The sequence below is a fragment of the Sphingopyxis sp. genome (assembly GCF_016463645.1).
GTDB lineage: Bacteria > Pseudomonadota > Alphaproteobacteria > Sphingomonadales > Sphingomonadaceae > Sphingopyxis.
The window spans coordinates 1-22785 of record NZ_JAEMQX010000059.1; the positions used below are offsets into that span (position 1 = coordinate 1).

At 67.3% G+C, this 22785-nt stretch carries 24 protein-coding genes; 8 read left to right on the forward strand and 16 right to left on the reverse strand.

Going from position 1 to position 22785, the window contains the following annotated elements:
* Both JHC57_RS13035 and ald read right to left on the reverse strand, forming a co-directional pair.
* On the reverse strand, positions 1-232 hold a 232-nt coding region (locus tag JHC57_RS13035), incomplete at its 3' end, for a hypothetical protein (protein WP_294030485.1).
* Positions 233-252: 20 nt separating this feature from the next.
* On the reverse strand, positions 253-1368 hold the full coding sequence (gene ald, locus JHC57_RS13040) for an alanine dehydrogenase (RefSeq protein WP_294030486.1): 1116 nt from the start codon (positions 1366-1368) through the stop codon (positions 253-255).
* A 160-nt stretch (positions 1369-1528) separates the two neighbouring features.
* On the opposite strand from ald, the gene JHC57_RS13045 reads away from it, so the two are divergent.
* The 6 genes from JHC57_RS13045 to JHC57_RS13070 all read left to right on the forward strand — a co-directional run bounded on the left by JHC57_RS13045 (position 1529) and on the right by JHC57_RS13070 (position 6968).
* Positions 1529-2026, forward strand: a complete 498-nt coding sequence (locus JHC57_RS13045) for an Lrp/AsnC family transcriptional regulator (protein ID WP_294030487.1) — start codon at positions 1529-1531, stop codon at positions 2024-2026.
* Positions 2027-2129: 103 nt separating this feature from the next.
* Positions 2130-3482, forward strand: a complete 1353-nt coding sequence (locus tag JHC57_RS13050) for a methyl-accepting chemotaxis protein (protein WP_294030488.1) — start codon at positions 2130-2132, stop codon at positions 3480-3482.
* A 53-nt stretch (positions 3483-3535) separates the two neighbouring features.
* A complete protein-coding gene (locus tag JHC57_RS13055) occupies positions 3536-4228 on the forward strand; it encodes an SDR family oxidoreductase (RefSeq protein WP_294030489.1) in 693 nt (230 codons plus the stop codon).
* Position 4229: 1 nt separating this feature from the next.
* The gene (locus JHC57_RS13060) at positions 4230-5201 is read left to right on the forward strand and encodes a 50S ribosomal protein L11 methyltransferase (protein ID WP_294030490.1); all 972 of its coding nucleotides are present in this window, start codon (positions 4230-4232) and stop codon (positions 5199-5201) included.
* Between the two features lie 62 nt (positions 5202-5263).
* The gene (locus JHC57_RS13065; protein WP_294030491.1) at positions 5264-6154 is read left to right on the forward strand and encodes a hypothetical protein; all 891 of its coding nucleotides are present in this window, start codon (positions 5264-5266) and stop codon (positions 6152-6154) included.
* A gap of 7 nt (positions 6155-6161) precedes the next feature.
* Positions 6162-6968: a hypothetical protein gene (locus JHC57_RS13070; RefSeq protein WP_294030492.1), complete on the forward strand. Its 807-nt coding sequence runs from the start codon at positions 6162-6164 to the stop codon at positions 6966-6968.
* A gap of 3 nt (positions 6969-6971) precedes the next feature.
* Here JHC57_RS13070 and phhA read toward each other — a convergent pair whose 3' ends face one another.
* From phhA to JHC57_RS13140, 14 genes are all read right to left on the reverse strand, one after another.
* Positions 6972-7844, reverse strand: a complete 873-nt coding sequence (gene phhA / locus JHC57_RS13075; protein WP_294030493.1) for a phenylalanine 4-monooxygenase — start codon at positions 7842-7844, stop codon at positions 6972-6974.
* Positions 7845-7883: 39 nt separating this feature from the next.
* Positions 7884-8504, reverse strand: a complete 621-nt coding sequence (locus JHC57_RS13080; protein WP_294030494.1) for an ATP-binding cassette domain-containing protein — start codon at positions 8502-8504, stop codon at positions 7884-7886.
* Positions 8494-9189 (reverse strand): molybdate ABC transporter permease subunit, encoded by a 696-nt coding sequence (gene modB, locus JHC57_RS13085; RefSeq protein WP_294030495.1) that lies wholly within the window; start codon positions 9187-9189, stop codon positions 8494-8496. Before modB ends, JHC57_RS13080 begins: the two co-directional genes overlap by 11 nt.
* On the reverse strand, positions 9189-9953 hold the full coding sequence (modA, locus tag JHC57_RS13090; RefSeq protein WP_294030496.1) for a molybdate ABC transporter substrate-binding protein: 765 nt from the start codon (positions 9951-9953) through the stop codon (positions 9189-9191). Before modA ends, modB begins: the two co-directional genes overlap by 1 nt.
* Before the next feature lie 7 nt (positions 9954-9960).
* Complete coding sequence (locus JHC57_RS13095) at positions 9961-11310, reverse strand: PepSY domain-containing protein (protein WP_294030497.1); 1350 nt, start codon at positions 11308-11310, stop codon at positions 9961-9963.
* Between the two features lie 11 nt (positions 11311-11321).
* A complete protein-coding gene (locus tag JHC57_RS13100; protein WP_294030498.1) occupies positions 11322-13337 on the reverse strand; it encodes a TonB-dependent receptor in 2016 nt (671 codons plus the stop codon).
* Between the two features lie 63 nt (positions 13338-13400).
* The gene (locus tag JHC57_RS13105) at positions 13401-13793 is read right to left on the reverse strand and encodes a hypothetical protein (RefSeq protein WP_294030499.1); all 393 of its coding nucleotides are present in this window, start codon (positions 13791-13793) and stop codon (positions 13401-13403) included.
* Between the two features lie 62 nt (positions 13794-13855).
* The gene (locus tag JHC57_RS13110) at positions 13856-15025 is read right to left on the reverse strand and encodes a sterol desaturase family protein (RefSeq protein ID WP_294030500.1); all 1170 of its coding nucleotides are present in this window, start codon (positions 15023-15025) and stop codon (positions 13856-13858) included.
* Positions 15026-15084: 59 nt separating this feature from the next.
* Positions 15085-17259, reverse strand: a complete 2175-nt coding sequence (gene ligA / locus JHC57_RS13115; RefSeq protein WP_294030501.1) for an NAD-dependent DNA ligase LigA — start codon at positions 17257-17259, stop codon at positions 15085-15087.
* Positions 17256-17651 carry an antibiotic biosynthesis monooxygenase gene (locus JHC57_RS13120; RefSeq protein ID WP_294030502.1) on the reverse strand — a complete coding sequence of 132 codons (396 nt, stop codon included), beginning with the start codon at positions 17649-17651 and terminating at the stop codon, positions 17256-17258. Before JHC57_RS13120 ends, ligA begins: the two co-directional genes overlap by 4 nt.
* Positions 17648-18334 (reverse strand): GNAT family N-acetyltransferase, encoded by a 687-nt coding sequence (locus JHC57_RS13125; protein ID WP_294030503.1) that lies wholly within the window; start codon positions 18332-18334, stop codon positions 17648-17650. Before JHC57_RS13125 ends, JHC57_RS13120 begins: the two co-directional genes overlap by 4 nt.
* On the reverse strand, positions 18331-20001 hold the full coding sequence (gene recN / locus JHC57_RS13130; protein WP_294030505.1) for a DNA repair protein RecN: 1671 nt from the start codon (positions 19999-20001) through the stop codon (positions 18331-18333). Before recN ends, JHC57_RS13125 begins: the two co-directional genes overlap by 4 nt.
* 47 nt (positions 20002-20048) lie before the next feature.
* Positions 20049-20843: an outer membrane protein assembly factor BamD gene (locus tag JHC57_RS13135; protein ID WP_294030508.1), complete on the reverse strand. Its 795-nt coding sequence runs from the start codon at positions 20841-20843 to the stop codon at positions 20049-20051.
* Positions 20844-20905: 62 nt separating this feature from the next.
* Positions 20906-21601, reverse strand: coding sequence for a peptidylprolyl isomerase (locus tag JHC57_RS13140; protein ID WP_294030509.1), 696 nt, complete (start codon positions 21599-21601; stop codon positions 20906-20908).
* Between the two features lie 110 nt (positions 21602-21711).
* Between JHC57_RS13140 and JHC57_RS13145 the strand changes: the two genes are divergently transcribed.
* Both JHC57_RS13145 and JHC57_RS13150 read left to right on the forward strand, forming a co-directional pair.
* Positions 21712-22398 carry a hypothetical protein gene (locus JHC57_RS13145; protein WP_294030510.1) on the forward strand — a complete coding sequence of 229 codons (687 nt, stop codon included), beginning with the start codon at positions 21712-21714 and terminating at the stop codon, positions 22396-22398.
* A gap of 48 nt (positions 22399-22446) precedes the next feature.
* Positions 22447-22785 (forward strand): metalloregulator ArsR/SmtB family transcription factor (locus JHC57_RS13150; RefSeq protein WP_294030511.1); only part of this gene is annotated, 339 nt, incomplete at its 3' end.

Sequence of the window (22785 nt, forward strand, 5' to 3'; positions counted from 1 at the left end):
TGATCTTGCCGCGGTTCGCGTAAAGCAGCGCCGCGATCACCGCGGCCGAGCCGATTCCGAGCCCCGCCGCCGCCGCGGTCTTCCAGCCGCGCCTGGCCTTGGCGGCATCCTTGTCGGCAGCCTCGGTCGCTTCGGCTGCCTCGCGCTGCTGCTGGCGCTCGCGCGCCGCGCGCAGCACTTCATTCTCTTCCTGTTCGTCGTCTTGCGGCGGGGGAGGCACTTGCTCGGTCATCGTCTCTTCTATCCTTGTCGTCAGGCGAGTGCCTGATCAACAGGCACATAATCGGTTCCGATCGCTTCGGCTACGGCCTCGAACGTCACCTTACCATTCCAAACGTTCAAACCCTGCGCAAGATGCACGTCGCGCTTCAAAGCCTCTTTCCAGCCGAGATCGGCGATGCGCAGCGCGTGCGGCAGCGTGACATTGTTGAGCGCATAGGTGCTGGTGCGCGCGACCGCGCCGGGCATGTTCGCGACCGCATAATGAACGATGCCGTCGACGACATAGGTCGGGTCGGCGTGCGTGGTCGCGTGGCTCGTCTCGAAGCAACCGCCCTGGTCGATCGCGACGTCGACGAGCACCGAGCCCGGACGCATCGTGCCGAGCATGTCGCGCGTGACGAGCTTCGGCGCCTCGGCACCGGGGATCAGCACCGCGCCGATGACGAGGTCGGCCTCGGCGACGCATTCGGCGAGGTTCGCGCGGTTCGAGAAGCGCGTCTTGGCGCGCGCCTCGAAGAAGGTGCCGACGCGTTCGAGCACTTCGGGATCGCGGTCGAGGATGGTGACGTCGGCGCCGAGACCGGCCGCCATCTGCGCCGCGTTGAAGCCGACGACGCCGCCGCCGATCACGCAGACCTTGCCCGGTGCGACGCCGGGGACGCCGCCGAGCAGCACGCCGCGGCCGCCATGCGCCTTTTCGAGCGCGGTCGCGCCGGCCTGGATCGACATGCGGCCGGCGACCTGGCTCATCGGTTTCAAGAGCGGCAGACCGCCGTGCGGGCTGGTGACGGTTTCATAGGCGATGCACACCGCGCCCGATTTCATCAGGTCGCGCGTCTGGTCGGGATCGGGCGCGAGGTGGAGATAGGTGTAGAGGATCTGCCCGGGGCGCAGCATCGCGCGCTCGACGGGCTGGGGTTCCTTGACCTTCACGACCATTTCGCAGGTGGCGAAAATCTCTTCGGCACTCTGGACGATCTCGGCGCCCGCCTGTTCGTAGAAGCGGTCGTGGGCGCCGATTCCCTCGCCCGCGCCGGTCTCCACCAGCACGCGGTGGCCGTGGACGACGAGCTCGCGCGCGCTCTCGGGGGTCAGGCCGACGCGATATTCGTGATTCTTGATTTCCCTGGGGGTGCCGATGATCATGGTCGCTCTCCGGAATTGCTTGTCATCGGCGATCGACAGGACCGCCGAAAATCTGTCGGCGCTTTTAACAGAAAAGCTTCGCGAGGTGCTTGCATATGCGTCGCGGATTCGCGAATGTGACGCATGTTTTTTGCGTGAAATCGACCAAAGGCGCATCATTATGGACCGGATCGATGCGAAGCTGCTCGACTTGCTGCAACGCACCGGGCCCCGGCCCGCGGCCGAACTCGGCGACATCGTCGGGCTTTCGGCATCGGCGTGCCATCGCCGCATCCGCGCACTGGAGGCGGCGGGGATCATCGCCGGCTATACGGCGAGGCTCGCCCCCGAACGCATCGGGCTGGGGCTCGACGTGTTCGTCGACATCAGCCTGACCTCGCAGAGCGAGGAGGCGCTGACCGCGTTCGAGAGCGCAGTGAAGAGCTTCGACGAGATTCTCGAGTGCCAGCTTCTGTCGGGCGCCTCGGATTACCGGCTGCGCGTCGCGGCGCGCAGCGTCGCCGATTTCGACCGGCTGCATCGCCACTGCCTGTCGCGCCTGCCGGGCGTCGCGGCGATGCACAGCGCGTTCGCGCTGCGCACGATCAAGGCGTTCGAGGGCTATCCGCTGCCGACCCCATCCGCAGGCGCCGAGGGGAAGGCTCCGGCCGCGGGTTAACACCGCCTTTACCACTTTCGTCGCATATCCCGTTCACCAGTTTCGCAGGATCAATGCGGGCGACAGCCCCGCGTCTTTGGGATCGATCAGGGAAGCCAAGATCATGGTGAAGGAAAATCCGATTCATAAGCAGCAGATCGATCCGATTTTGATGGCGGAGCGCTTCCCCTATTATGATCTCGACGGGCGCCTTGCCGCCAATGCCGCCGAGATTCACGCGATCATCGCCGGCCGCGAGGAAGCGATCGCCGCCGCCTATTGGACCGCGTTCAACGCGCTGCCGAGCGTCGACCGCCAGGTCGAAGGCGAGCTGCTCGAATCCTATATCCGCGGTAGCGCGCGGCACACCTTCACCAAATATGCCGACGCCGCGGGTCAGGAGGTCGCGACGATCGCGTGCCAGAACGCCCATATGGCGCGGCGCGTGAAGCTGCCGCTCGCCTCGGTGATGTCATGCATCGCCGAAAGCCAGCGGCTGACGATCGAATATGTCGTCGAAGCCTGCCTTGGCGATGCCGAGCGGCTGGCGCGGCTGACGAGCGCGGTGAACCGCCTCGCGCTGCTCGAACTGGACATCATGCAGCGCTATGCGAACAAGCTCGACCGCGCGGTCTTTTCGAGCGAGCGACAGGCCCTCGCGGGCGATTTCGACCGCTCGATCGCCTCGCTGGTGCAAGACACCGACGGCGTGCGCGACCAGCTCGCCAGGCAGGCCGCCTCGGCCGATCAGGCGGCGAAGGGCATGATCGCCAAGACGAGCGAAGTCGCCGCCGCATCCGAACAATCGGCGATGGCGATGCGCGAGGCAGCCTCGACCGCCGCAGGCCTGATCCGAGCGATCGAGGATGCGCGGAGCGAAGTCGAAGCCTCGGCCAGCGTCGCGACGCGCGCGTCGGAACAGGCGGGCGAAGCCGTCGCCATGTCCGAGACGCTGTCGCACCATGCCGAATCGATCGAATCGATCCTCGGCCTGATCCGCGAAATCGCGGGGCAGACCAATCTCCTCGCGCTCAACGCGACGATCGAGGCGGCGCGCGCTGGCGAATCGGGGCGCGGCTTTGCCGTCGTCGCGCAGGAGGTGAAGAGCCTCGCCAACGAAACCGCGCGCGCGACCGACGATATCGCGGGCAAGATCACCGCGATCCAGCAGGCGACGCGCGGATCGGTCAACGCCAACCAGTCGATCCAGCAGACGATCGTCGAAGTGCAGAATTCGGCGCAGCGCATCCGCGACGCGATGGACGCGCAGGCGCAGACGGTCACCTCGATCACCGCCGCGGTCGACGAGACCGCGCTCGCCGCCGATTCGATGTCGTCGACGATCGCGAGCATCCGCAACGATTCGGGCATGGTCGCGAGCGAGATCAGCGTGCTGAGCCAGGAATTCGCGAAGATGGGCGGACGCCTGCAGCAGCTTGAACAGGCCGCAAGCGAATTCAGCCGCCGCGTCGCGTAAAACAGCCGCTTCCCCCGCTTGGCAAGCCCTGCCCCGCTGCCTAAGGCGGGAGCATGAGCACGCATATCCTGATCACCGGTGCGAGCCGCGGCATCGGCGCCGCGATCGCCGAAGCGCTGACCACAGACGCGACCAAGGTCGTGGCTCTGTCGAGCGCGGACGGGGACCTTGCCGACCCCGCCACCCCCGACCGGCTGTGGCGGACGAGCCTCGACCGGCTGGGCGGCCGCATCGACGTGCTCGTCAACAATGCCGGGGTGTTCGAAGCCAATCCGATCGATAGCGGTGACGCCGACTGGCTCGAAGGCTGGAACCGCACGATGCAGGTCAATCTGACCGCCAGTGCGCTGCTCTGCCGCCGGGCAGTGCTGCATTGGCAGGAGCGCGCGTCGGGCGGCCGCATCGTCAATATCGCGAGCCGCGCTGCATACCGCGGCGACAGCCCCGCGCACTGGCATTATGCGGCGTCGAAATCGGGCATGGTCGCGATGACCAAGACGATCGCGCGCGCCTATGCGAAGGACGGCATTCTTGCCTTTGCGATCTGCCCCGGTTTCACGATGACGGGCATGGCCGAGGACTATCTGGCGAGCCGCGGCGGCAAGAAATTGCTCGCCGACATTCCCTTGGGCCGCGTCGCCATGCCCGACGAGGTCGGCGAAATGGCGCGCTGGTGCGCGCTCGATGCGCCGGCTTCGATGACCGGCGCCGTGCTGGACGTCAATGGCGCGAGCTACGTCCGCTAAGATGAGCTGGATCGTCTCGCTCCCCTGCACCCGCGACGAGGCCGAGGCGCTGGCGGGCGAGATTCCCGAGCTCGACGCGATGCCCGAGGCCCCCGTCGTGGTGACGCGCGAGATCGACGAGGATGCCGGGCTGTGGCAGCTCGACGCCTATGTGGACGACAAGCCCGGCGCGGCACTGCTGAAACTGCTCCAGTCATTCGTGCCGAGCGCGAAGGGCAGGAAACCCCTCGTCGAAGAATTGCCCGAAGAGGATTGGGTGACGCTGAGCCAGCAAGGGCTCGAGCCCGTGCAGGCGGGGCGTTTCTTCGTCCATACGAGCAGCCATGCCGGCCGCGTGCCGCCCGGCACGACATCCTTCCTGATCGACGCGAGCCAGGCGTTCGGCACCGGCGGCCATGATACGACGGCGGGTTGCCTCGCGATGCTCGACCGGCTGGCGCGGCAGGGCGCGAGCCCGCGCAACGTCGCCGACATCGGCACCGGCACCGGTCTGCTCGCCTTTGCCGCGATGGCGCTGTGGCGCCGCGCGAAGACGATCGCGTCGGACATCGACCCCGCGAGCATTTTCGTGACGCGCGACAATGCGGCGATCAACGATGTGCCATTGGGCCGCGGCGGCGGACGGCTCGCGCTCGCGGTCGCGCCGGGCACCGACCATCCGGCGATCCGCCACCGCGCCCCCTATGACCTCGTCATCGCGAACATCCTCGCGGGACCGCTGATCACGCTCGCCCCCGATATCGCCGCTGCCACTGCGCCCGGCGGCCATGCCATCCTCGCGGGGCTGATCGCACGCCAGATGGACCCCGTGCTCGCCGCCTATCGCGCGCAGGGCTTCCGCCTCGCCGCACGCGGCGGCAGCGCCGAATGGCCGTGCCTGCTGCTGATCAAGCGCCGCCGCTATGGCTGGCGCCGCAAGGAGCGGGCCTTCCACCGCGCCAGCCCGTCCGACGCCAGTTTTGGCAGCTGGTAGCAAAGGCTGGGAAAATAAACGAAAGTCCCTAAGCTGACGCCGGTCATATCGGGAGTGGGTTCATGTCGATCCTTGCCGCCATCGCCCTGCTGGGTACTGCCATGCCTCCGCTCGCCGGCCAGGACGAAAGCCCCGACCCGATCATCGTGACCGGAACACCGGTAACCAAAGAGGAAGCGCGCAAACGCGCGCTGGAGTTCGTCCGCCGGACCGGAGTCGCCGAACTGCGCCCGATCGCGCGCTGGATGGCGCCGGTCTGCCCGCACGTCATCGGAGTCGACGATGAGGTAGCGGCCATTGTCCGGCAGCGCGTCCACGAGGTGGCTGACGTCGCGGGTGCACGTGTCGCGCCAGAGGGTTGCAGCACGAATATCGCAATCGTCTTCGTGTCGGATGGTCGCGGCCTGACGCGCGCCATGCTGCGAAAATCGCCCAAGCGGCTGGCCGAGCTGTCGCCAGCGGCCCGCGAGCGCGTCACACAGGGCGACGATGCAATCCGCTGGTGGTACAGCACACAGCTGCAAAGCCGCGACGCGGTTTCGGCCTCGACCGCTCCGCTGCCGTGGGTCGGCGGGCACAGCGAAGGCGGCGGTCCGGTGATCCAGGGCGCGGGCCCGACGCTGTCGCATCGCGGATCGAGCATCGTGGGGACGCAGGCCGTTCGCGCCTTGACGACCGCGACGATCGTGATCGATGTCGAAAAGGCCCACGGAACGCCGCTCGATGCGGTTGCCTCCTTCACGGCGATGGTCGCGATGGCCGAAATGGACGGCGACCCGCCGCCGCCCCGAAACTCGATCCTCGCGCTGTTCGCCGGCGAGGACGACCGGCGCGCACTGTCGAGCGAGGATCAGACGCTGCTGCGCGCCATCTACAGCCTCCCGCCCGACCGTGAAGCCCACCAGCATCGCCGGCAGCTGGTTACCGCAATCGCGAAGCCTGCCGGCGACTGATACCGTGATGCTGGCCGCCATCGCCCTGCTCGCCGCCGCACCCGTTGCGGGTGACGACGCCGACGCGATCATCGTAACCGGAACCCCCGTCACGCGCGAGGAAGCGAAGAAACGCGCAGCGGAATATGTCCGGCGCGCGGGGATCGCACAGCTCAAGCCGCTCGCGCGGTGGGTCGATCCGGTCTGCCCGCGCACGGTCGGGGTCGAGGATGACGTCGCGGCGATCATCAACGCGCGGGTCCGGGCGGTCGCTTCAGCCGCCGGGGCTCCGGTCGCGCCCGCGGACTGCAGCGCCAATATCGTCGTCGCCTTCAGCCTCGACGGCCGCGCCCTCGCGCGCGCGGTGCGCCGCAAGGCGCCCGACCAGTTCGCCGAACTGGCACCGGTCGCGCGCGACCGCGTGCTCGACGGGAAAGGCGCGATCCGCTGGTGGTATACAACGCGCGACGAGAGCCGCGACGGGATGCCGATCAGCGATTTTTACGTGAAGCTCTATAACAGCAGCGTCGTCAGCACGCAGGTCGTACGCGCGCTGCAGACGGCGACCGTCGTCATCGACGTCGAACAGGCCGAGGGTATGCCGCTCGATGCCGTCGCCTCCTATGCCGCGATGGTCGCGCTCGCCGAGTTCCGCAGCAATCCGCCGCCGCCGCAGGAGTCGATCCTCGCGCTGTTCGACGGCGAGGCGGGGCGCCGCGAGCTGTCGGGTCACGATGCGGCGCTGCTGCGCGGGATCTATACCGTACCGCCCGACCGCGAAGCCTGGCAGCAGCGGCGCCAGCTGGTCACCACGGTGCGCAAAAGCGGCGAGTGACGGTCAGCCGCTCTTCGCGAGCGCATAGTCCTGCGTGCCGCGCGTGATCACCTCGTCGCCCGGCAATATGTCGGCAATCGGGATCGGCGGCAGCGCGGCGTTCCGGGCATAGAGCGGCGCGAAGTCGGTGTTCACCGTCGTGCCCAGCAACTGATCGAGGCTGTCGATCACGAAATAATTCTGCTGGAAATCGTCGATGCGATAATCGGTGCGCATCACGCGCGCGAGGTCGAAGCCGATGCGGTTCGGGCTGTCCGAATCGAGCGCGAAGACGCTTTCGGCAAAAGAGGAGACGATGCCCGCGCCATAGATGCGGAGCCCCCCCGCCTCGCGGATCAGGCCGAATTCGACCGTGTACCAGTAAAGCCGCGCAAGCTGTTTCAGCGCGTCGAACTTCAGGCTGCGCAACCCGCCCTCGCCATAGGCGACCATATAATCGGCGAACACAGGGTCGGCGAGCATCGGGACATGGCCGAAGACGTCGTGGAAGACGTCGGGTTCCTGCAGATAGTCGAGCTGTTCGGGCGTGCGGATGAAATTGCCCGCGGGAAAACGCCGGTTCGCCAGATGGTCGAAAAACACATCGTCGGGAACGAGTCCGGGCACCGCGATCACCTGCCACCCGGTTGCCGCCATCAGCCGCGCGTTGAGTTCGCGATAATCGGGGATGCCCGGCTTTTCGAGGCGCAGCACGTCGATCCCGCGCAGGAAGGCGTCGGCGGCGCGGCCGGGCAGCATCTCCGACTGACGCGCGAAAAGGCGATCCCACATCGCATGCTCGTCGGCGGTGAAGGCGTCCCAATTCTGCGAAATCGTCCAGTCGGCCGCGGCGCCGGGCGGCGGCGCGTCATGGACGTGGGTAAACTGGCTTTCCATGGGCACGCTTCTATCATCAAAATGGTTTCAAGTGAAACTTTATTCGCCGATCGCCACCACTTGCGTCGCGAGGCGGTCGACTTCGGCGCGATCGTGGCTGACATAGAGGATCGGCAGTTCGAGTTCGTCGCGGATCCGTTCGATCACCGCCATGATATCGCCGCGGCGCGCCGCGTCGAGCGACGAGAGCGGCTCGTCCATCAGCAGGATTTCGGGGCCCGCGAGCAGCGCGCGGCCGATCGCGACGCGCTGCGCCTCGCCGCCCGACAGGCTGTGCGGCCAACGATCGAGAAGATGGCCGATACCGAGGAACTGCGTCGCCTCTTCGAGGCTCATCCAGCGGTTCGCCGGCGGCGCAAGATCGTGACCATAGGTCAGGTTCGCGCGCACGCGGCGATGCGGAAACAGCCGGCCGTCCTGAAAGACATAGCCGACGCGGCGCGCCTCGGGCGGCAGGTCGGTCGCGCCGTCGAACAGGGTGCGCTCGCCGATGCGGATATGGCCGCGGTCCGGACGCAGCAATCCTGCTACCATATTGAGGATGCTCGTCTTGCCGGCGCCCGACGGGCCGAACAGCGCGGTCAGCCCGGACCCCGCGGCGAAGCGCGCGGCGATTGTCCGGTCGCCGAGGCGGCGCGCGACGTCGATATCAATCGCCACGGCGCTGTCCTTCGCTATGGGTCCGGCGGACAAGCCATTCGGAGAGGATCAGCGCGCCGAGGGACAGCGCGACCGAGAGCAGCGCGAGGCGCGTCACCATCGCCTCGCCGCCCGGCACCTGCAGCGCCGAATAGATGGCGAGCGGCAGCGTCCGCGTCTCGCCCGGGATGTTCGACACGAAGGTGATCGTCGCGCCGAACTCGCCGATCGAGCGCGCGAAGCCGAGCACCAGCGCGGCGAGAATGCCCGGGAGCGCGAGCGGCAGGCTGATCGTGCGGAAGGCGTGCCAGCGCCCGGCGCCGAGCGTGCGCGCAGCGCCCTCGAGCCGCCGGTCGATCCCCTCGATCGACAGCCGCATCGCGCGCACCATCAAGGGTAGCGCCATGATCGCGGCCGCGAGCGCGGCGCCGGTCCAGCGAAACATCAGGGTCATGCCGAACCAGCTTTCGAGCCAGCGTCCGACCGGGCCAAGCGGCCCGAAGGCGATGAGGAGCAACCAGCCGGTTACGACCGGCGGCAGCACGAGCGGCAGATGAACGAGCCCATCGAGGACGACGCGGCCCGGGAAACGGTAGCGCGCAAGAATCCACGCAAGCGCAAAGGCGACGGGAAGCGTGATCAGCACCGCGACCCCGCCGATCTTCAGCGACAGCGCGACGATCCCCCACTCTTCAGCGGAGAGCATCAAGGGTTCGAGAAGCCGTGGCGGGCGAAGATCGCGCGGCCCTGTCTGGACAAAAGGAAAGCGCGGAAGCCCACAGCATCCTTGTGCCGCGATGCTTTCAGCACCGCGACGGGATAGCGAATCGGCGGATGGCTCGATGCGGGGAAAGTGCCGACGATACGCACGGCTTTCGAAGCGCGCGCGTCGGTCGCATAGACGATGCCGAGCGGGGCGGCGCCGCGTTCGACGAGCGCCATCGCGGCGCGGACATTTTCGGCGGGCGCGACCTTGGCGGCGACGCTGCTCCAGACGCCGAGCGAGGTGAGTGCAGCCTTCGCATATTTGCCCGCGGGCACCGCATCGGGATCGGCGAGCGCGAGACGGCCCGTGCCGAGCGCCTTTGCCAGCGCGAAACCGCGTGCGGGGGTCAGGCGGACCTTGCTCGATGCGGGTGCGATGAGGACGAGCCGGTTGCCGAGCAGCGTGGTGCGGGTACCGGCGCGCAGCAGCCCGGCTTTCGCCACCGCATCCATCCATTCCTCGTCGGCCGAGAGGAAGAGGTCGGCGGGCGCGCCGGCGATCGCCTGCCGCGCGAGCGCCGACGAGGCGGCGAAGGAGATCACCGGTTTGGCATGCCCCCTTGCCGCCCAGGCGTTCGCCGCTTCGGTCAGCGATTCCTGCAGGCTCGCCGCCGCGAGCACCACCGGGCCGCGCTCCTGCGCTGTCGCGGCGGGCGCAAGAAGCAATGCGGCGAGCGCCATAAGGGCATGGAGGATGCGGATCATGGCACGACTATAGGCGCAGCGGGTCCCCCGCCGCAACGCCGAGCCAGCGCGCGAAGCGCGGCAGGCGCGGAAGAAGAAGGCGCTCGACCAGCCAGAGCAGGATCAGCGACGCGGCGAGCAGCGGAAGGAGCGCAGCAAGGACAAGGATCAGGGCAGCGACCCCGCGAAGTCTGGCCGGATCGCGTGGGCGCAGCGGCGCGCCGAGCGCGTCTCCGGGCCTGCGGCGGCGCCACATCAGGAAGCCCGAGATTGCGAGGGTGAAGAGGGCGAGCGCGGTCGCGACGCCGATCAGCTGGTTGGCGAGGCCGAAGAGCTGCCCCTCGTGCCAGGCGATGCCGTAGCCGACGACACGGTCGATCGCATGTTTCCCGGCAAAGCCGCTGCGCGCGACTTCGAGGCTCGTTTCGGGGTCGTAGCTGACCTTGCGCACCAGCGGCCGGTTCCGGGTCAGTGTCGTCAGCGTCCAGACATTGCCGTTGGGCGGGCCGAAGGCGTTGGGTGCGCCGGGCGGCTGGATGATCGCGGGCGCGGGCATATGCTCGGCCCGCGCGCGGAGCACGATATATTCAAGCTTGGCGCGGGGTGCGGGGCCGGTGGGTGCCGCCGCCATCGCGCGGTGGTCGTGCGCGGCGTGCGGATCGGCGCCGCCCTTCCAGTCCTGCACCCCCGACACCCAGCCCATTTCGGCGCGGATCGTGCGAAAGCCGTCCGCCCAGACCTCGGTCCATGGCAGCGCGGTGAAGAGCAGGACGAGCGCGAGGCCCGAGACCCAGAAGCCGGTGACCGCATGAAGATCGCGAAGCGCCGTTCGCCCGCCGGGCGACAGCCGTGGCCAGAGCACGCCCGCCGCCCCCCGCCCGCGCGGCCACCAGAGCCAGAGACCGGTGAGGATCATCACGATGGCCCAGCTTGCCGCGAGTTCGACGAGCAGGCGGCCGGTGCGGCCGATCAGCAGCGTCCCGTGGATGCGCGAGAGCCAAGCCGAGATGCGCTGGTCGGGGTCGGCGGTGCCGATCACGCGGCCCTGCGGCGACACCGCGACATCGCGCATCATGCCGTTCGAGAGGCCGATATGAACGATCGCGGCGTCGCCGGGCGCTTCGGGGATGCGATAGTAGTGAAAGCTGGCGCCGGGATTGGCCGTAAGCGCGGCGGCGACCTGCGCGTCGGCACTGACCGCGCCCGCCGTGGGCAAGCCGCGCCATCCGCGCTCCTCCCACCGATCGAGCTGCGGCTTGAACAGATAGGCGGCGCCCGTCGCCGACAGGATGAGGATGAAGGGGATGACGAACAGCCCGGCATAGAAATGCCAGCGCCAGATCGTGCGATAGAGCGGAACCCGGTTGATGTCGGTCATCCCCTGCCCCCCTAGAACCGCGCGCGGATGCCGGCGGAGACCGCACGGCGCTCGACAGGGTAATAGATCGCCGACGTGTCGGTCACGGCAATCGCCGTGCTGATGTCGCCGATTGCCTTTCTGCCGGTGACATTGCGGACGTCGACGAAGGCGTCGACCCCGTCCGCGATCGTCGCGCCTCCGGTGACGCCGATCAGCGCGTAACCGGGGGTTCGGACCTGGTTACGATAATCGGCGAACGGGCCATCGGGGATCCATTCGAGGTTCGGCGCGATGTGCAGCGAGTCGGTGCCGAGGCGAAGCTCGGCGCGGTAAGCGTGCTTCGGAACCACCGGCAGGCGATTGTCGCCGAATTGCGCGTCACCCCGGAAGCGGAAGTCGCTGTAGCTGTATACCTGCCGCAGCCGCAGCCACGGCGCGGGGTCGAGGTCGAGACCCGCCTCGACGCCCTGATGGAGCGTGCGGCCGGCGTTGAAGGTGGCCGCGGGAATGCTGGCGTTCGTCGTGAACTGGAGCAGTTCGCCCTTGAGCGTCGAGCGGTAGAAGGCGACGTCCCAGCTTGCGATGCCGAGCTTTCCGCGCGTGCCGATCTCGGCGGTCCATGCCCGCTGCGGCTGGATATCCGACACGACCGTGCTCGTCGGCGGGGCGCCGATCGTCTGGAATACCTCGCCGAAGCCCGGGAATTCCGCCGAGCGGCTGTAATTGGCGAAGAACCGGATATCGGCGGCGGGTTCGAACAGCAGCCCGAATTTGGGCGAGAAGGCGTCGAAATCGATTCGGCCGTCGGTCGCGGGAGTGCTCGAGAAATTGACGGTCCGCTTGCGCCGGCCATCGGCATAGACGCCACCCGCAATCAGGGTGAGCGCCTCGACCGGCCGCATGCGCACTTCGCCGTAGAGCGTCGCGGTCTGCGCCTTCTGGTCGGCGTCGAACGTCAGCGCGCCGCGCCGCCCGCCCGTGTTGACGAACTGGCGCGCGTCGGTGCTCCCGCTGCGGATTTCACCGCCCAGGGTGACCTCGACGGGGCCGGTCGCATAATCGGCGCGGAAGAAGCCGCCGATATCGACCGACTTCTGGTCGATGAGCTGGAAGATCGGATGACGGAGCGACTTCGCGTTGACGAAGCCGCCGACATCGAGCGTCAACGCGCCCCAGTCGAAGGTCGTCCGGTTCTGGATACGCAGCGAGTCGATGTCGCGCGCCTGATCCCCGGCGACGGCGCCGGAATTGGCTTTGCGCGGGGTCGAAAGCGCCTCGGCCATCGTCAGCGCGCCGGGGAGTTGCTGATTGATATTGTTGATGCTGGCGTAGAAGCGCGTGCTCGCGGCGTCGCCTAGCTTCAGTCCGACATTGCCCTGAAAGCGCAGGCTGCGGCGCTTCGCATGGTCGCGGTCGCCATCCGAGGTATCGGCGCTGATCGCGGCCCATGCGTCGACGCGGTCGCTCGCGACACCGGCCGAAATCAGGCCACGATAGCTGTCGAAGCCGCCGACATCGCCGCGCAGGTAAATTCCCTGCGCGGTGTGCCCCGTCGGGGTCACGCCGTTGATCGCACCGCCGAGCGTGCCCGAACCGAAGCGCAGCGCATTGGCGCCCCGATATACTTCCAGATGATCGAAGAAGATCGGTTCGAGCTCCTGGAAATCGCCATTGTCGTCGGCGAGGTTGATCGGAACTCCGTCCTGAAGCAACGTCAGCCCGCGCATATGGAAGCCGCGCGAGAGGCCCGAGCCGCGGATCGAGAGGCGCACTTCCTGCCCGTAACGCGGCTGGAGATAGACGCCGGGCGAGAAGGCGAGAGTGTCGCGCAAACTGACCACCGATTTGTCGGCATAGTCTTCATGGGAAACGATGTCGGTGCCGCCGGGTGTTTGCGCTGCGCGCCCTTCGGCCACATCGGTGGCGGTCGGTGCGGTTACGATGATGGTGCTATCGGCCTCTTCGGCACGGACGGGAGCGGCGACGAGACAGGTCGCAAGCGCCAGCAACGGCGCTACCCCATGGATACGGGTCTTCATATTCATTCCTTCGCTGAATGCAGTCACGGGCCGCGTCGCGCGAAAGCGCGGGCAGCCGGTCGGTCTGGATCAGGCGAAGGCGGGTGGTCCGGTACTCGGCGGGAGCGGTGAGGCGATGCCCGGCGCGAAGCCGAGCGCGCGCACCGCGACCGGGACGGGATCGACGGCCATCGGTCCGGCGGCAAGTACGGGCAGGTCGGGGACGATCGGCGCATTGGCGAGCGCGCCCCACGGGCAATGCTGCTGCGCTTCGCCGGCCTCATGGTCGCCGGCCCTTTCGAGCGGAATCGTCATCGTGCCCCCGGGATTGGCGGGGTCCGAACAGATGCGCACGGTGATCGAGCCGCCGGCATCGCTCTCGATCATCCAGCCCGGCGCGACGAGCACCCGCGCGGCGAGCGCGAGGAGCAGCGGCAACAGCAGCAGGATGCCGGGACGGCGGAAGGCGGCGAGCAGGCTCACGCTGCGCGCCTTATGGCGCGCCCGTGCGGGTGGCAAGCGGACAGATTGCCCTACCCGCCGTTCTATTCGGCGGGCGTCTCGTCGGTCTTCTTACCGGTGCGCGTCCAAGGATAGAGAAACTGGCCCCAATAGTTTTTGGGCACGTCCTCGGGGATGCCGTAATTTTCGGGCCAGCGGTCCTTGGGAAGATGGAACGTGCCGAACAGCTTGTCGATCCATGGAAAATGGATCGCGAAATTGACGTCGAACGCCTCGCGCTCGAGCCCGTGATGCCAGTGGTGAAAGCGTGGGGTCGCGATCCAGTGGCCGAGGCGGTTGAAATTGCCGCCGACATTGGCGTGGAGCAGCGACGACCAGACATAGACGAAGCCGATATAGGCCTGCATCACCGACGGCGCGAAGCCCAAGGTAAAGAGCGGCAGCGAGGTGATCGAGCGGAGCAGGATGATCTCGACGAAATGCATCCGCGACCCCGCGAGCCAGTCCATCGATTTCGCGCTGTGGTGCACCGCGTGGAAACCCCAGAGGAAGGGGTAACGGTGGAAGGTGCGGTGGAAGAAATATTGCGCCATGTCAGACGCGACGAGCACGATGACGAACTGGACGATCCACGGCAGCGAGGCGACCCCGGCGCGGAACGCCTCCCAGTTCGACGTATTCTCGTTGATGATCGTCGAGGGCGCGAGCGCGAGGAAACCCAGCACCTGCACGAACATCGTGCTGACGAGATAATAGAAAAGATCCTCGCGCCATTCGGTACGAAACAGGCGCTGCGTTCGGCGGTGCGGGAAGGCGCGTTCGAGCGGCGCGAACATGAAGCCGGTGACGAGCAGGTTCACGACGAAGAAGTCGAGCCCGAAGAAAATGCCCCAGTCGCGTGTTTCCTGCGGCTGGACATTGGCGCCGCCGACGAGAATCGCGGCGAGGCCGATCATCAGTGCAGTGAGGCCGAGCACTTTGCGCGGGCGCAGCAGCAGGCTGAGCAGCGAAAGGCCGTAGCTGATCAGGAGCGTCGCGTGGACGACGCCGCGGAAACCGGCCCAGTTCTTGACGATTTCGAGCTCGGGGGTCGCGAACCAGTCGGGGAAGCGCAGCGCGATGACCATGAAGAAGCCCGCGATCGCGAACAGCAGGCCGAAGAAGCCCGACAGCCAGCCGCTGCCGAAGCGCCGCACCTCGGTATGCGATTCGAGGTCGCGCATCAGATTCTGGAGATAGTCACGTTTCGCCATGTGGTCCCCTCACAGCATTTCGGCCGCGCCGTCTGTGATGGCGCGCACGGCCGACAAGGTCATCCCGCCGCCTCGACGATCTTCGCCCATTCACTCTCGTCGATCACGCGGATGCCGAGCGTCGACGCCTGCTTGAGCTTCGAGCCCGCCCCCGGCCCCGCGACGACGAGGTCGGTCTTGGCGCTGACGCTGCCCGCGGCCTTGGCGCCAAGCGCCTCGGCCTGCGCCTTGGCTTCGTCGCGGCTCATCGTCTCGAGCTTGCCGGTGAACACCACGGTCATCCCCGACACTTCGCTCGCGCGCGTCTCGACGACATAGAGCGGCGGCGCGACTTCGGAGAGGAGATCGTCCCACAGGTCGCGGTTGTGCGGTTCGTGGAAGAAATCGGCGAGCGCCTCGCCGACCGCGATGCCGATGCCGTCGGCGCGGACTTCGAGGATCGCCTTGAACGCCTCGACGCGGCGCGCCGTATATTTGCCGTCCGATTCGCCTTCGGCACGCGCGTTGGTTTCGAGCCAGGCGTGGATTTCGGCCGCCTTCTCCGGGAGGCGCCTTATATCGCCGAGCCCCTTGAGCAGGTCGCGGGCGGTCACCGCACCGACATGGCGGATGCCGAGACCGAAGAGCAACCGCGCGGCGTCGGGCTGCCGCTTCGCCTCGATCGCGGCGAACAGATTGTCGACCGACTTTTCCTTCCATCCTTCGCGCCCGAGCAGATCGGCACGGTGGCTTTTGAGACGAAAGATGTCGGCGGGCCCCTTGTCGAGCCAGCCGAGGTCGAGAAACTCGGCAATGCTCTTTTCGCCCAGCCCCTCGATATCGAGCGCGCCGCGGCTGACGAAATGGCGGAGGCGCTCGAATTTCTGCGCGTTGCAGATGAGACCGCCGGTGCAGCGAACATCGACCTCGCCCTCTTCGGCCACCGCCTCGCTGTCGCAGACCGGGCAATGGTCGGGAAAGACGAAGGCCGCGCGATCCTCGTCGCGGGTGAGATTCTCGACGACCTGCGGGATAACGTCGCCCGCGCGCTGGATGACGACGCGGTCGCCGGGGCGCACGCCGAGACGGCCGATCTCGTCGCGGTTGTGGAGTGTGACGTTCGAGACGACGACGCCGCCGACGGTGACCGGGGTCAGGCGCCCGACGGGGGTCAGCTTGCCGGTGCGGCCGACCTGGATGTCGATGGCTTCAAGGGTGGTCTGCGCGCGCTCGGCCGGGAATTTATGCGCGATGGCCCAGCGCGGCGCCTTGGCGACGAAACCCAGCCGCTGCTGCCAGTCGAGCCGGTCGACCTTGTAGACGACGCCGTCGATGTCATAGTCCATCTCGGCACGGCGGCGCTCGATCTCGGCATAATGGGCGAGCAGGTCGGCGACGCCGTCGCAGCGTTCCAGCAGCGGCGATACCGGGACGCCCCAGCTTTCGATCAGCTTCATCACCCCATATTGGGTATCGGCCGGAAGCGCGCTGACCTCGCCCCAGCCGTGCGCGAGGAAACGCAGCGGGCGCGACGCGGTGACGCTCGCATCCTTCTGGCGCAGCGAACCCGCGGCGGCGTTGCGCGGGTTGGCGAACTGGCGGACGGTGGCGGGATCGAAATCCTGTTCGCGCTGCGCGGCAAGCGCCCGCCCCTCTTCGAGCAGGCGCGCGTTGAGCGCGGTGAAATCGGCCTTCGCCATATAGACCTCGCCGCGTATCTCGAAGACGTCGGGCGCGGCGCCCTTCAATTCCTGCGGGATGTCGGCGATATGGCGGACGTTGGCGGTGACATCCTCGCCGACGCTGCCGTCGCCGCGCGTCGCGGCCTGTACCAGTTTGCCCTTTTCGTAGCGCAGCGAGCAGGACAGGCCGTCGATCTTGTCCTCGGCGGTCAGCACGACCGCCGCATCGGCACCGAGGTTGAGAAAGCGGCGCACGCGCGCGACGAACTCGTCGACGTCCTCCGCGGCGAACGCATTGTCGAGGCTCATCATCCGCACCGCATGGGCGACCTTGGCGAGCGGCGATCCCTCGACAGCGGCGCCGACCTGGTTGTTCGGGCTGTCGGCGCGGATCAGTTGCGGGAAGGCATTCTCGATTTCATTGTTGCGGCGGACGAGCGCGTCATATTCGGCGTCCGAAATCTCGGGCGCATCCTCGGCATGATAAAGCTTACTGTGATGGGCGATCTTCCTGGCGAGCCGCATCAGTTCATTGGCGGCGTCGGCCTGTGACAGGGATTCGATTTCGGTCATGCACCGGCCTTTGCCACCGGCTTGAATTCGGCGCGAGTACCAAATCCTGCGATAAGCGGGCGACCCTTCGCGATCGCCGCCTGCACTGCGGGAAGTTTCAGCGACGCGGCATGCGCTTCCTTGCTGTCCCACAGCTCGACGATCCAGATCGCGTCGGCGTTCGCGCTGTCCTCGCCGATCAGCCAGGCGATATTGCCGGGCATTTCGCCAGTGCCTTCGGACAGGATCGCGACGAGCGCGGCGCGCTGGCCGGGCTGCGCCATCATCTGGCCGAGCAGGCCGTATTGCGGGTCGGCTTCTTCCATCTTCGCCTCCAGTGCGCGGAGCTTCGTCGCGGGCAGCAACGCCGTGGCCATCGCGAGCATCGCGGCGAGATGCTCGCGCCGGTTCATTTCGCGATCACCAGCACATGGACCTCGCGCCGGATACGAAAGCCAAGCGTTTCATAAAGTCCGATCGCGCCCGCATTGTCGGCATAGCTGTGCAGGAAGGGCGTCTCGCCTCGCGCGACCATCGCGCGCATGACATGGCCGATGAGAGTGCGCGCGAGCCCGCGCCCGCGGCAATCTTCCCATGTCGCGACGCCGCTGACCTCGGCCATGCCGGGCACGAGGATGCGCTGCCCCGCCATTGCGAGCAGCCGGCCCTTTTCGCGGATCCCGAAGAAGGGCCCGTAGCGGTGCGTCGACGGACCCCACGGACCGGGCTTCGCATGATCGGCGAGCGCCGCCATTTCGGGCGCATCATCCTCGCCGAGGGCAAGGATCGCGGGTCCGCCGTCGCGCGGCGCCGGCGGCGCTCCTTCGGCGACCATTTGCGCCAGCACCGCGCGCTTGACCTCGCGTGCACCCGCCGGAACGGGCCAGGGTTCGCCTTCGACGATCCAGAGTTCGCCGTCGTCGGGCACCAGCACCGCGAGCGCCGCCTGCGCCTCATCGCCTGCATCGGCGGCGACGCCGAAGACGCCATAGCCGCGGTCGATCCGCAGCGCCAGGCCATCGCCTTCGGCGAGATGGGCCTGCCGCCCGGTCAGCATCGACCAGACGGGGCGGTCGAGGGGATGAGCCGGCGTCATGCCGCGACATCCAGTAGCCGCATCGCCTGCGCGCGCGCCTCTTCGGTGACCTCGGCGCCCGAGAGCATGCGCGCGATTTCCTCGCGGCGACCCGCTTCGTCGAGCAGGTGGACGCTGGTGCGCGTGACCGTTCCTTCGCTCGATTTCGCGATGATGAAATGCGCGGCACCTTTCGCCGCCACCTGCGGGCTGTGCGTGACCGCGAGCAATTGCTTGCCGGCACCGGCAAGCCGCGCCAGCCGTTCGCCGATCGCGCTGGCGACCGCGCCGCCGACGCCGCGGTCGATTTCGTCGAAGATGATCGTGTCGGCGCCCCCTTCCTCGGCGAGCGCGACTTTCAGGGCGAGAATGAAGCGCGAGAGTTCGCCGCCCGACGCGATCTTGGCGAGCGGTGCAAAGGGCGCCCCCGGATTGGTCGAGATCAGATATTCGACGCGGTCCATGCCGTCGGCACCCCAGCGCTCGGCAGGGAGCCGTTCGACGAGGGTCTGGAAACGCGCGGCGTCGAGTTTCAGCGGCACGAGTTCGCCCGCGACCGCGGCATCGAGCCGGGCCGCGGCCTTGGCGCGCTGATCGGAGAGCGCCGTCGCGGCGTGGGTATAGGCGGCGGCCGTTTCGGCGACCGCGGCTTCAAGCTTCGCGAGCCCCGCGCTGCCGCCTTCGATCGCATCGAGCCTCGCCGCGAGCGTTCCGGTCAGTTCGGCGAGTTCGTCGGGTTGGATATTGTGCTTGCGCGCCATCGCGCGCAGCTCGAACAGCCGCGTTTCGGTCGCCTCGAGCCGTTCGGGGTCATATTCCATTGCGCGAGCGGCATCGTGAAGCTTGCTCTCGGCCTCGTCGGCCTCGATGATCGCGCGGTCGAGCGCCGCGAGCGCCTCGGCGAGCAGCGGGTGATCGCCCGCGAGCCGGTCGAGGCGGCGGGCAGCGCCGCGAAGCTGCGCGGGACCGCTTTCGCTGCCTTCGAACGCCTCCATGATCGCGCCGAGATCACCCGCGAGCCGTTCGCCCCTCTGCATCGCGGCGCGCGCCTCGGAGAGTTCGGCATCCTCGCCAGGCCGGGGGCCAAGCGCCTGCAGTTCGGCGACGCAATGTTCGAGCCATTCGCGGTCGCGCTCGGCTTCCGAAATCGCCGCACGCGCGGCGGCCAGCTTCTCCTCGGCGGCGCGCCACGCGGCATGCGCCGCGGCAACCGCACCGGTATCGGCGCGCGCATAGGCGTCGAGCAGCGCACGATGCCCGGCCGGCGCAAGCAGGCCACGGTCGTCGTGCTGGCCATGGATCTCGACGAGATAACCGCCCACTTCGCGCAGGAGCGCCGCCGAGCAGGGCTGGTCGTTGAGAAAGGCGCGGCTGCCGCCGTCGGCCTTCAATGTGCGGCGGATCAGCAGCGGCTCGCCCGCTTCGAGCAAAATCTCGTTCTCGGCGAGCAGTGCGGCAAGCTTCGTCCCCGATGCCGGTGCAACAAAACTCGCCGTTACCTGCGCCTTGTCGGTGCCCTGCCGCACCAGCGCACTGTCGGCGCGCGCGCCCAGCGTCAGCCCCAGCGCGTCGAGCAGGATCGACTTTCCCGCGCCCGTCTCACCCGTCAGCACGCCCAGCCCGGCCTCGAAATCGAGGTCGAGTCGTTCGATCAGAACGATATTGGCGATGGACAAGGCGGTGAGCACGGGCCGTCCTTACCGCAGAACAAAGGCAGAATCTATTCCCGGCGCGATCAGGCGCTCGGGGCGTTCCTCTGCATCAGCTTGTACGCACGCTCGTACCACTCGTTGCCCGGATAGTTGGCGCCGAGTACGGCTGCCGACTTCTTCGCTTCGGCGGGAATGCCGAGCGCGAGATAGCATTCGGTCAGGCGATAGAGCGCCTCGGGCGCGTGGCTCGTCGTCTGGAACTTGTCGACGACCTCGCGGAAGCGGATCGACGCCGCGAGCCAGTTCGAGCTGCGCTGATAGAAGCGGCCGATCTCCATTTCCTTGCCCGCGAGGTGGTCCTGCACGAGGTCGACCTTGAGACGCGCGTCCGACGCATAGCGGGTGTCGGGATAGCGGCGGATCACCTCGCCGAGCGCGGCCTGCGCCTGCTGGGTGATCTTCTGGTCGCGGGTGACGTCGCTGATCTGCTCATAATAGGAAAGGCCGATCAGATAATAGGCGTAGGGTGCGTCCTTGTTGCCGGGGTGGATCGCGAGGAAGCGCTGCGCGGCCTCGATCGCCGGCGTATATTCGCGGTCCATATAATAGCTGAACGAGCTCATGAGCTGCGCACGGCGCGCCCATGGCGAATAGGGGTGCTGGCGCTCGACCTCGTCGAACAACGCCGCGGCAAGGCCATATTGCTTGCGCTCGAGCCGGTCCTGCGCCGCGCGGTACAGCGTGTTGACGTCGCGCGCGACGTAACGCGTGTCCTTCTTCACATTGCCGCCCCCGGCACAGGCCGCCAGCATGGGGGTGATCGCAAGTGCGGCGGCGAGCAGGCGCATGGTCGCGCGCGAGGGGGCAAATCGAGTCATGCGCGCGGTATAGCCACAGCGCGCATGAACGCAAAATAAATGATAGGGGATCGGGCGCAGCTTTACGGCGTCTTGACCACACAGCCCTGCGGCACGTCGACCGGTGCGGACACGCGGCGCGCGCTCTTGATCGTCACCTGTGGTTCGAGCATCTGTCCGACCATCACCCCTTCCCCCGCGGTCGGCGAGATCGGCGCGTTGAAGATCGCTTCGGCGACTTCGCCCCCGCCGACGATTTCGCCGAACACCGCAAAACCCGCACCATCGCCGCCGACGGCATCGCTGTCGAACCCCCTGATGTCGGACAGCAGCAGGAAGAAGTCGCTCGTCGCATCGCCCGGGTTGAGCCGCGCCATCGACAATGCGCCCTTGCAATTGGTGAGCCCGGTGGTCTTCGTCGGCTCATGCGCGATCGGCGGGAAATTCTTGCGTGCGTCACCGCGGTTGCCCGCCTGGATCAGTTGGTTTGCGGGGCCCCAGCTTTTCGTCGAGCGATAGAATTTGAACCCGTCCATCCGCTTGGCATCGACATAGCGGAGAAAGTTCGCCGCAGTGACCGGTGCGCGCCTGTCCTCGATCCGCACCGTGATCGTGCCGAGATCGGTGGCGAGCGCCACATAGGGCCGCGTGTCGGCTTCGACCACCGGAATCACCGGCGCCGGAACCGGCGGCAGCGTCGCCGGCGGTAGCTGGGTCGCCTGAGGCGGAACGGGAGTCGACTGGGCGGCAAGCGCAAGCGCGGCGAGGATGGTCAGCATGACAGGGATCATAAACGCAATGCGCCGATCGATGCGAGCGGTTTCGGAGCATTGGAAAATCCCGAAAGCCCGTCTAGGCATGCCCACCGCAAGAGCGAAGGAGGAACGTGATGAGCGAAACGCCGAACCGCGACGCCGCGCCCGAACCTGCTGCGCCCGCACCGGACGCCGCGATCATCGGAACACGCCTGCTGCGTTACCTGCCGCTGATCACCATCGCGCATTTCCTGATCGGCCTGCCCGCGCTGATCGCGTCGCTCGCGCTGGCCTGGTTCGCTTTCATCCAGGCCGATGCAACACAGAAGATGCAGACGGGCGGAGTGATGCCGTTCGTCACCTTCGGGACGAGCAACGGCGACAAGGATGGCAATCAGGATATCGCGCTGTCGCTGACGAACAATGGCGTGGGCCCCGCGATCCTCGGCCCCATCGAAATCCGCTATGAGGGCAAGCCGATAACCACCCCGCTCGACTTGCTCGAGGCATGCTGCACGGAAACCGGGGCACGAGCCGTGCGGCTTTCCACCTCGCCTTCGACCGGGATCGCCGTGCGGCCCGGCGAGTCCATCGAGTTCGTCAGCTTGCCGCGCACCCCCGCGTCCGAGAAGGTCTGGCAGACGTTCAACAAGGAGCGGTGGAAGCTCAAGGTTCGCGCCTGCTATTGTTCGATCTTCAACGATTGCTGGATCACCGAAGGCATGCAGGGCTTGCCGAAGACGGTGAACAAATGTCCCGCCGACTGGTCGCTCTATCGCGAGGATGCAGGAAACCGCATCGCCGGGGTCGACACGAATTAATTCAACCAATCGGTTGACAATCAAATCGGACGCTTCATATTCAACCACATGGTTGAACATGATTCGCACACCCTCGATACGATCTTCCACGCGCTCGGCGATACGACGCGGCGCGCGATGCTCGGCGAACTCGCCGCCAGCGAACGAACGGTAGGCGAGCTCGCCGAACCCTTCGCCATGTCGCTCGCGGCGGCTTCGAAACATATCAGGGTGCTCGAAGCCGCGGGGCTCGTCCGCCGCGACATCCGCGGCCGCACGCATGTCTGCAGCCTCGACCCCGTCCCGCTGATGCGCGCCGACCAGTGGATCGGCATCTATCGCCGCTTCTGGACCGGCCGTCTCGACGCACTTGAGAAAATACTGCGCGCCGAGGATGCCGCGCCGCCC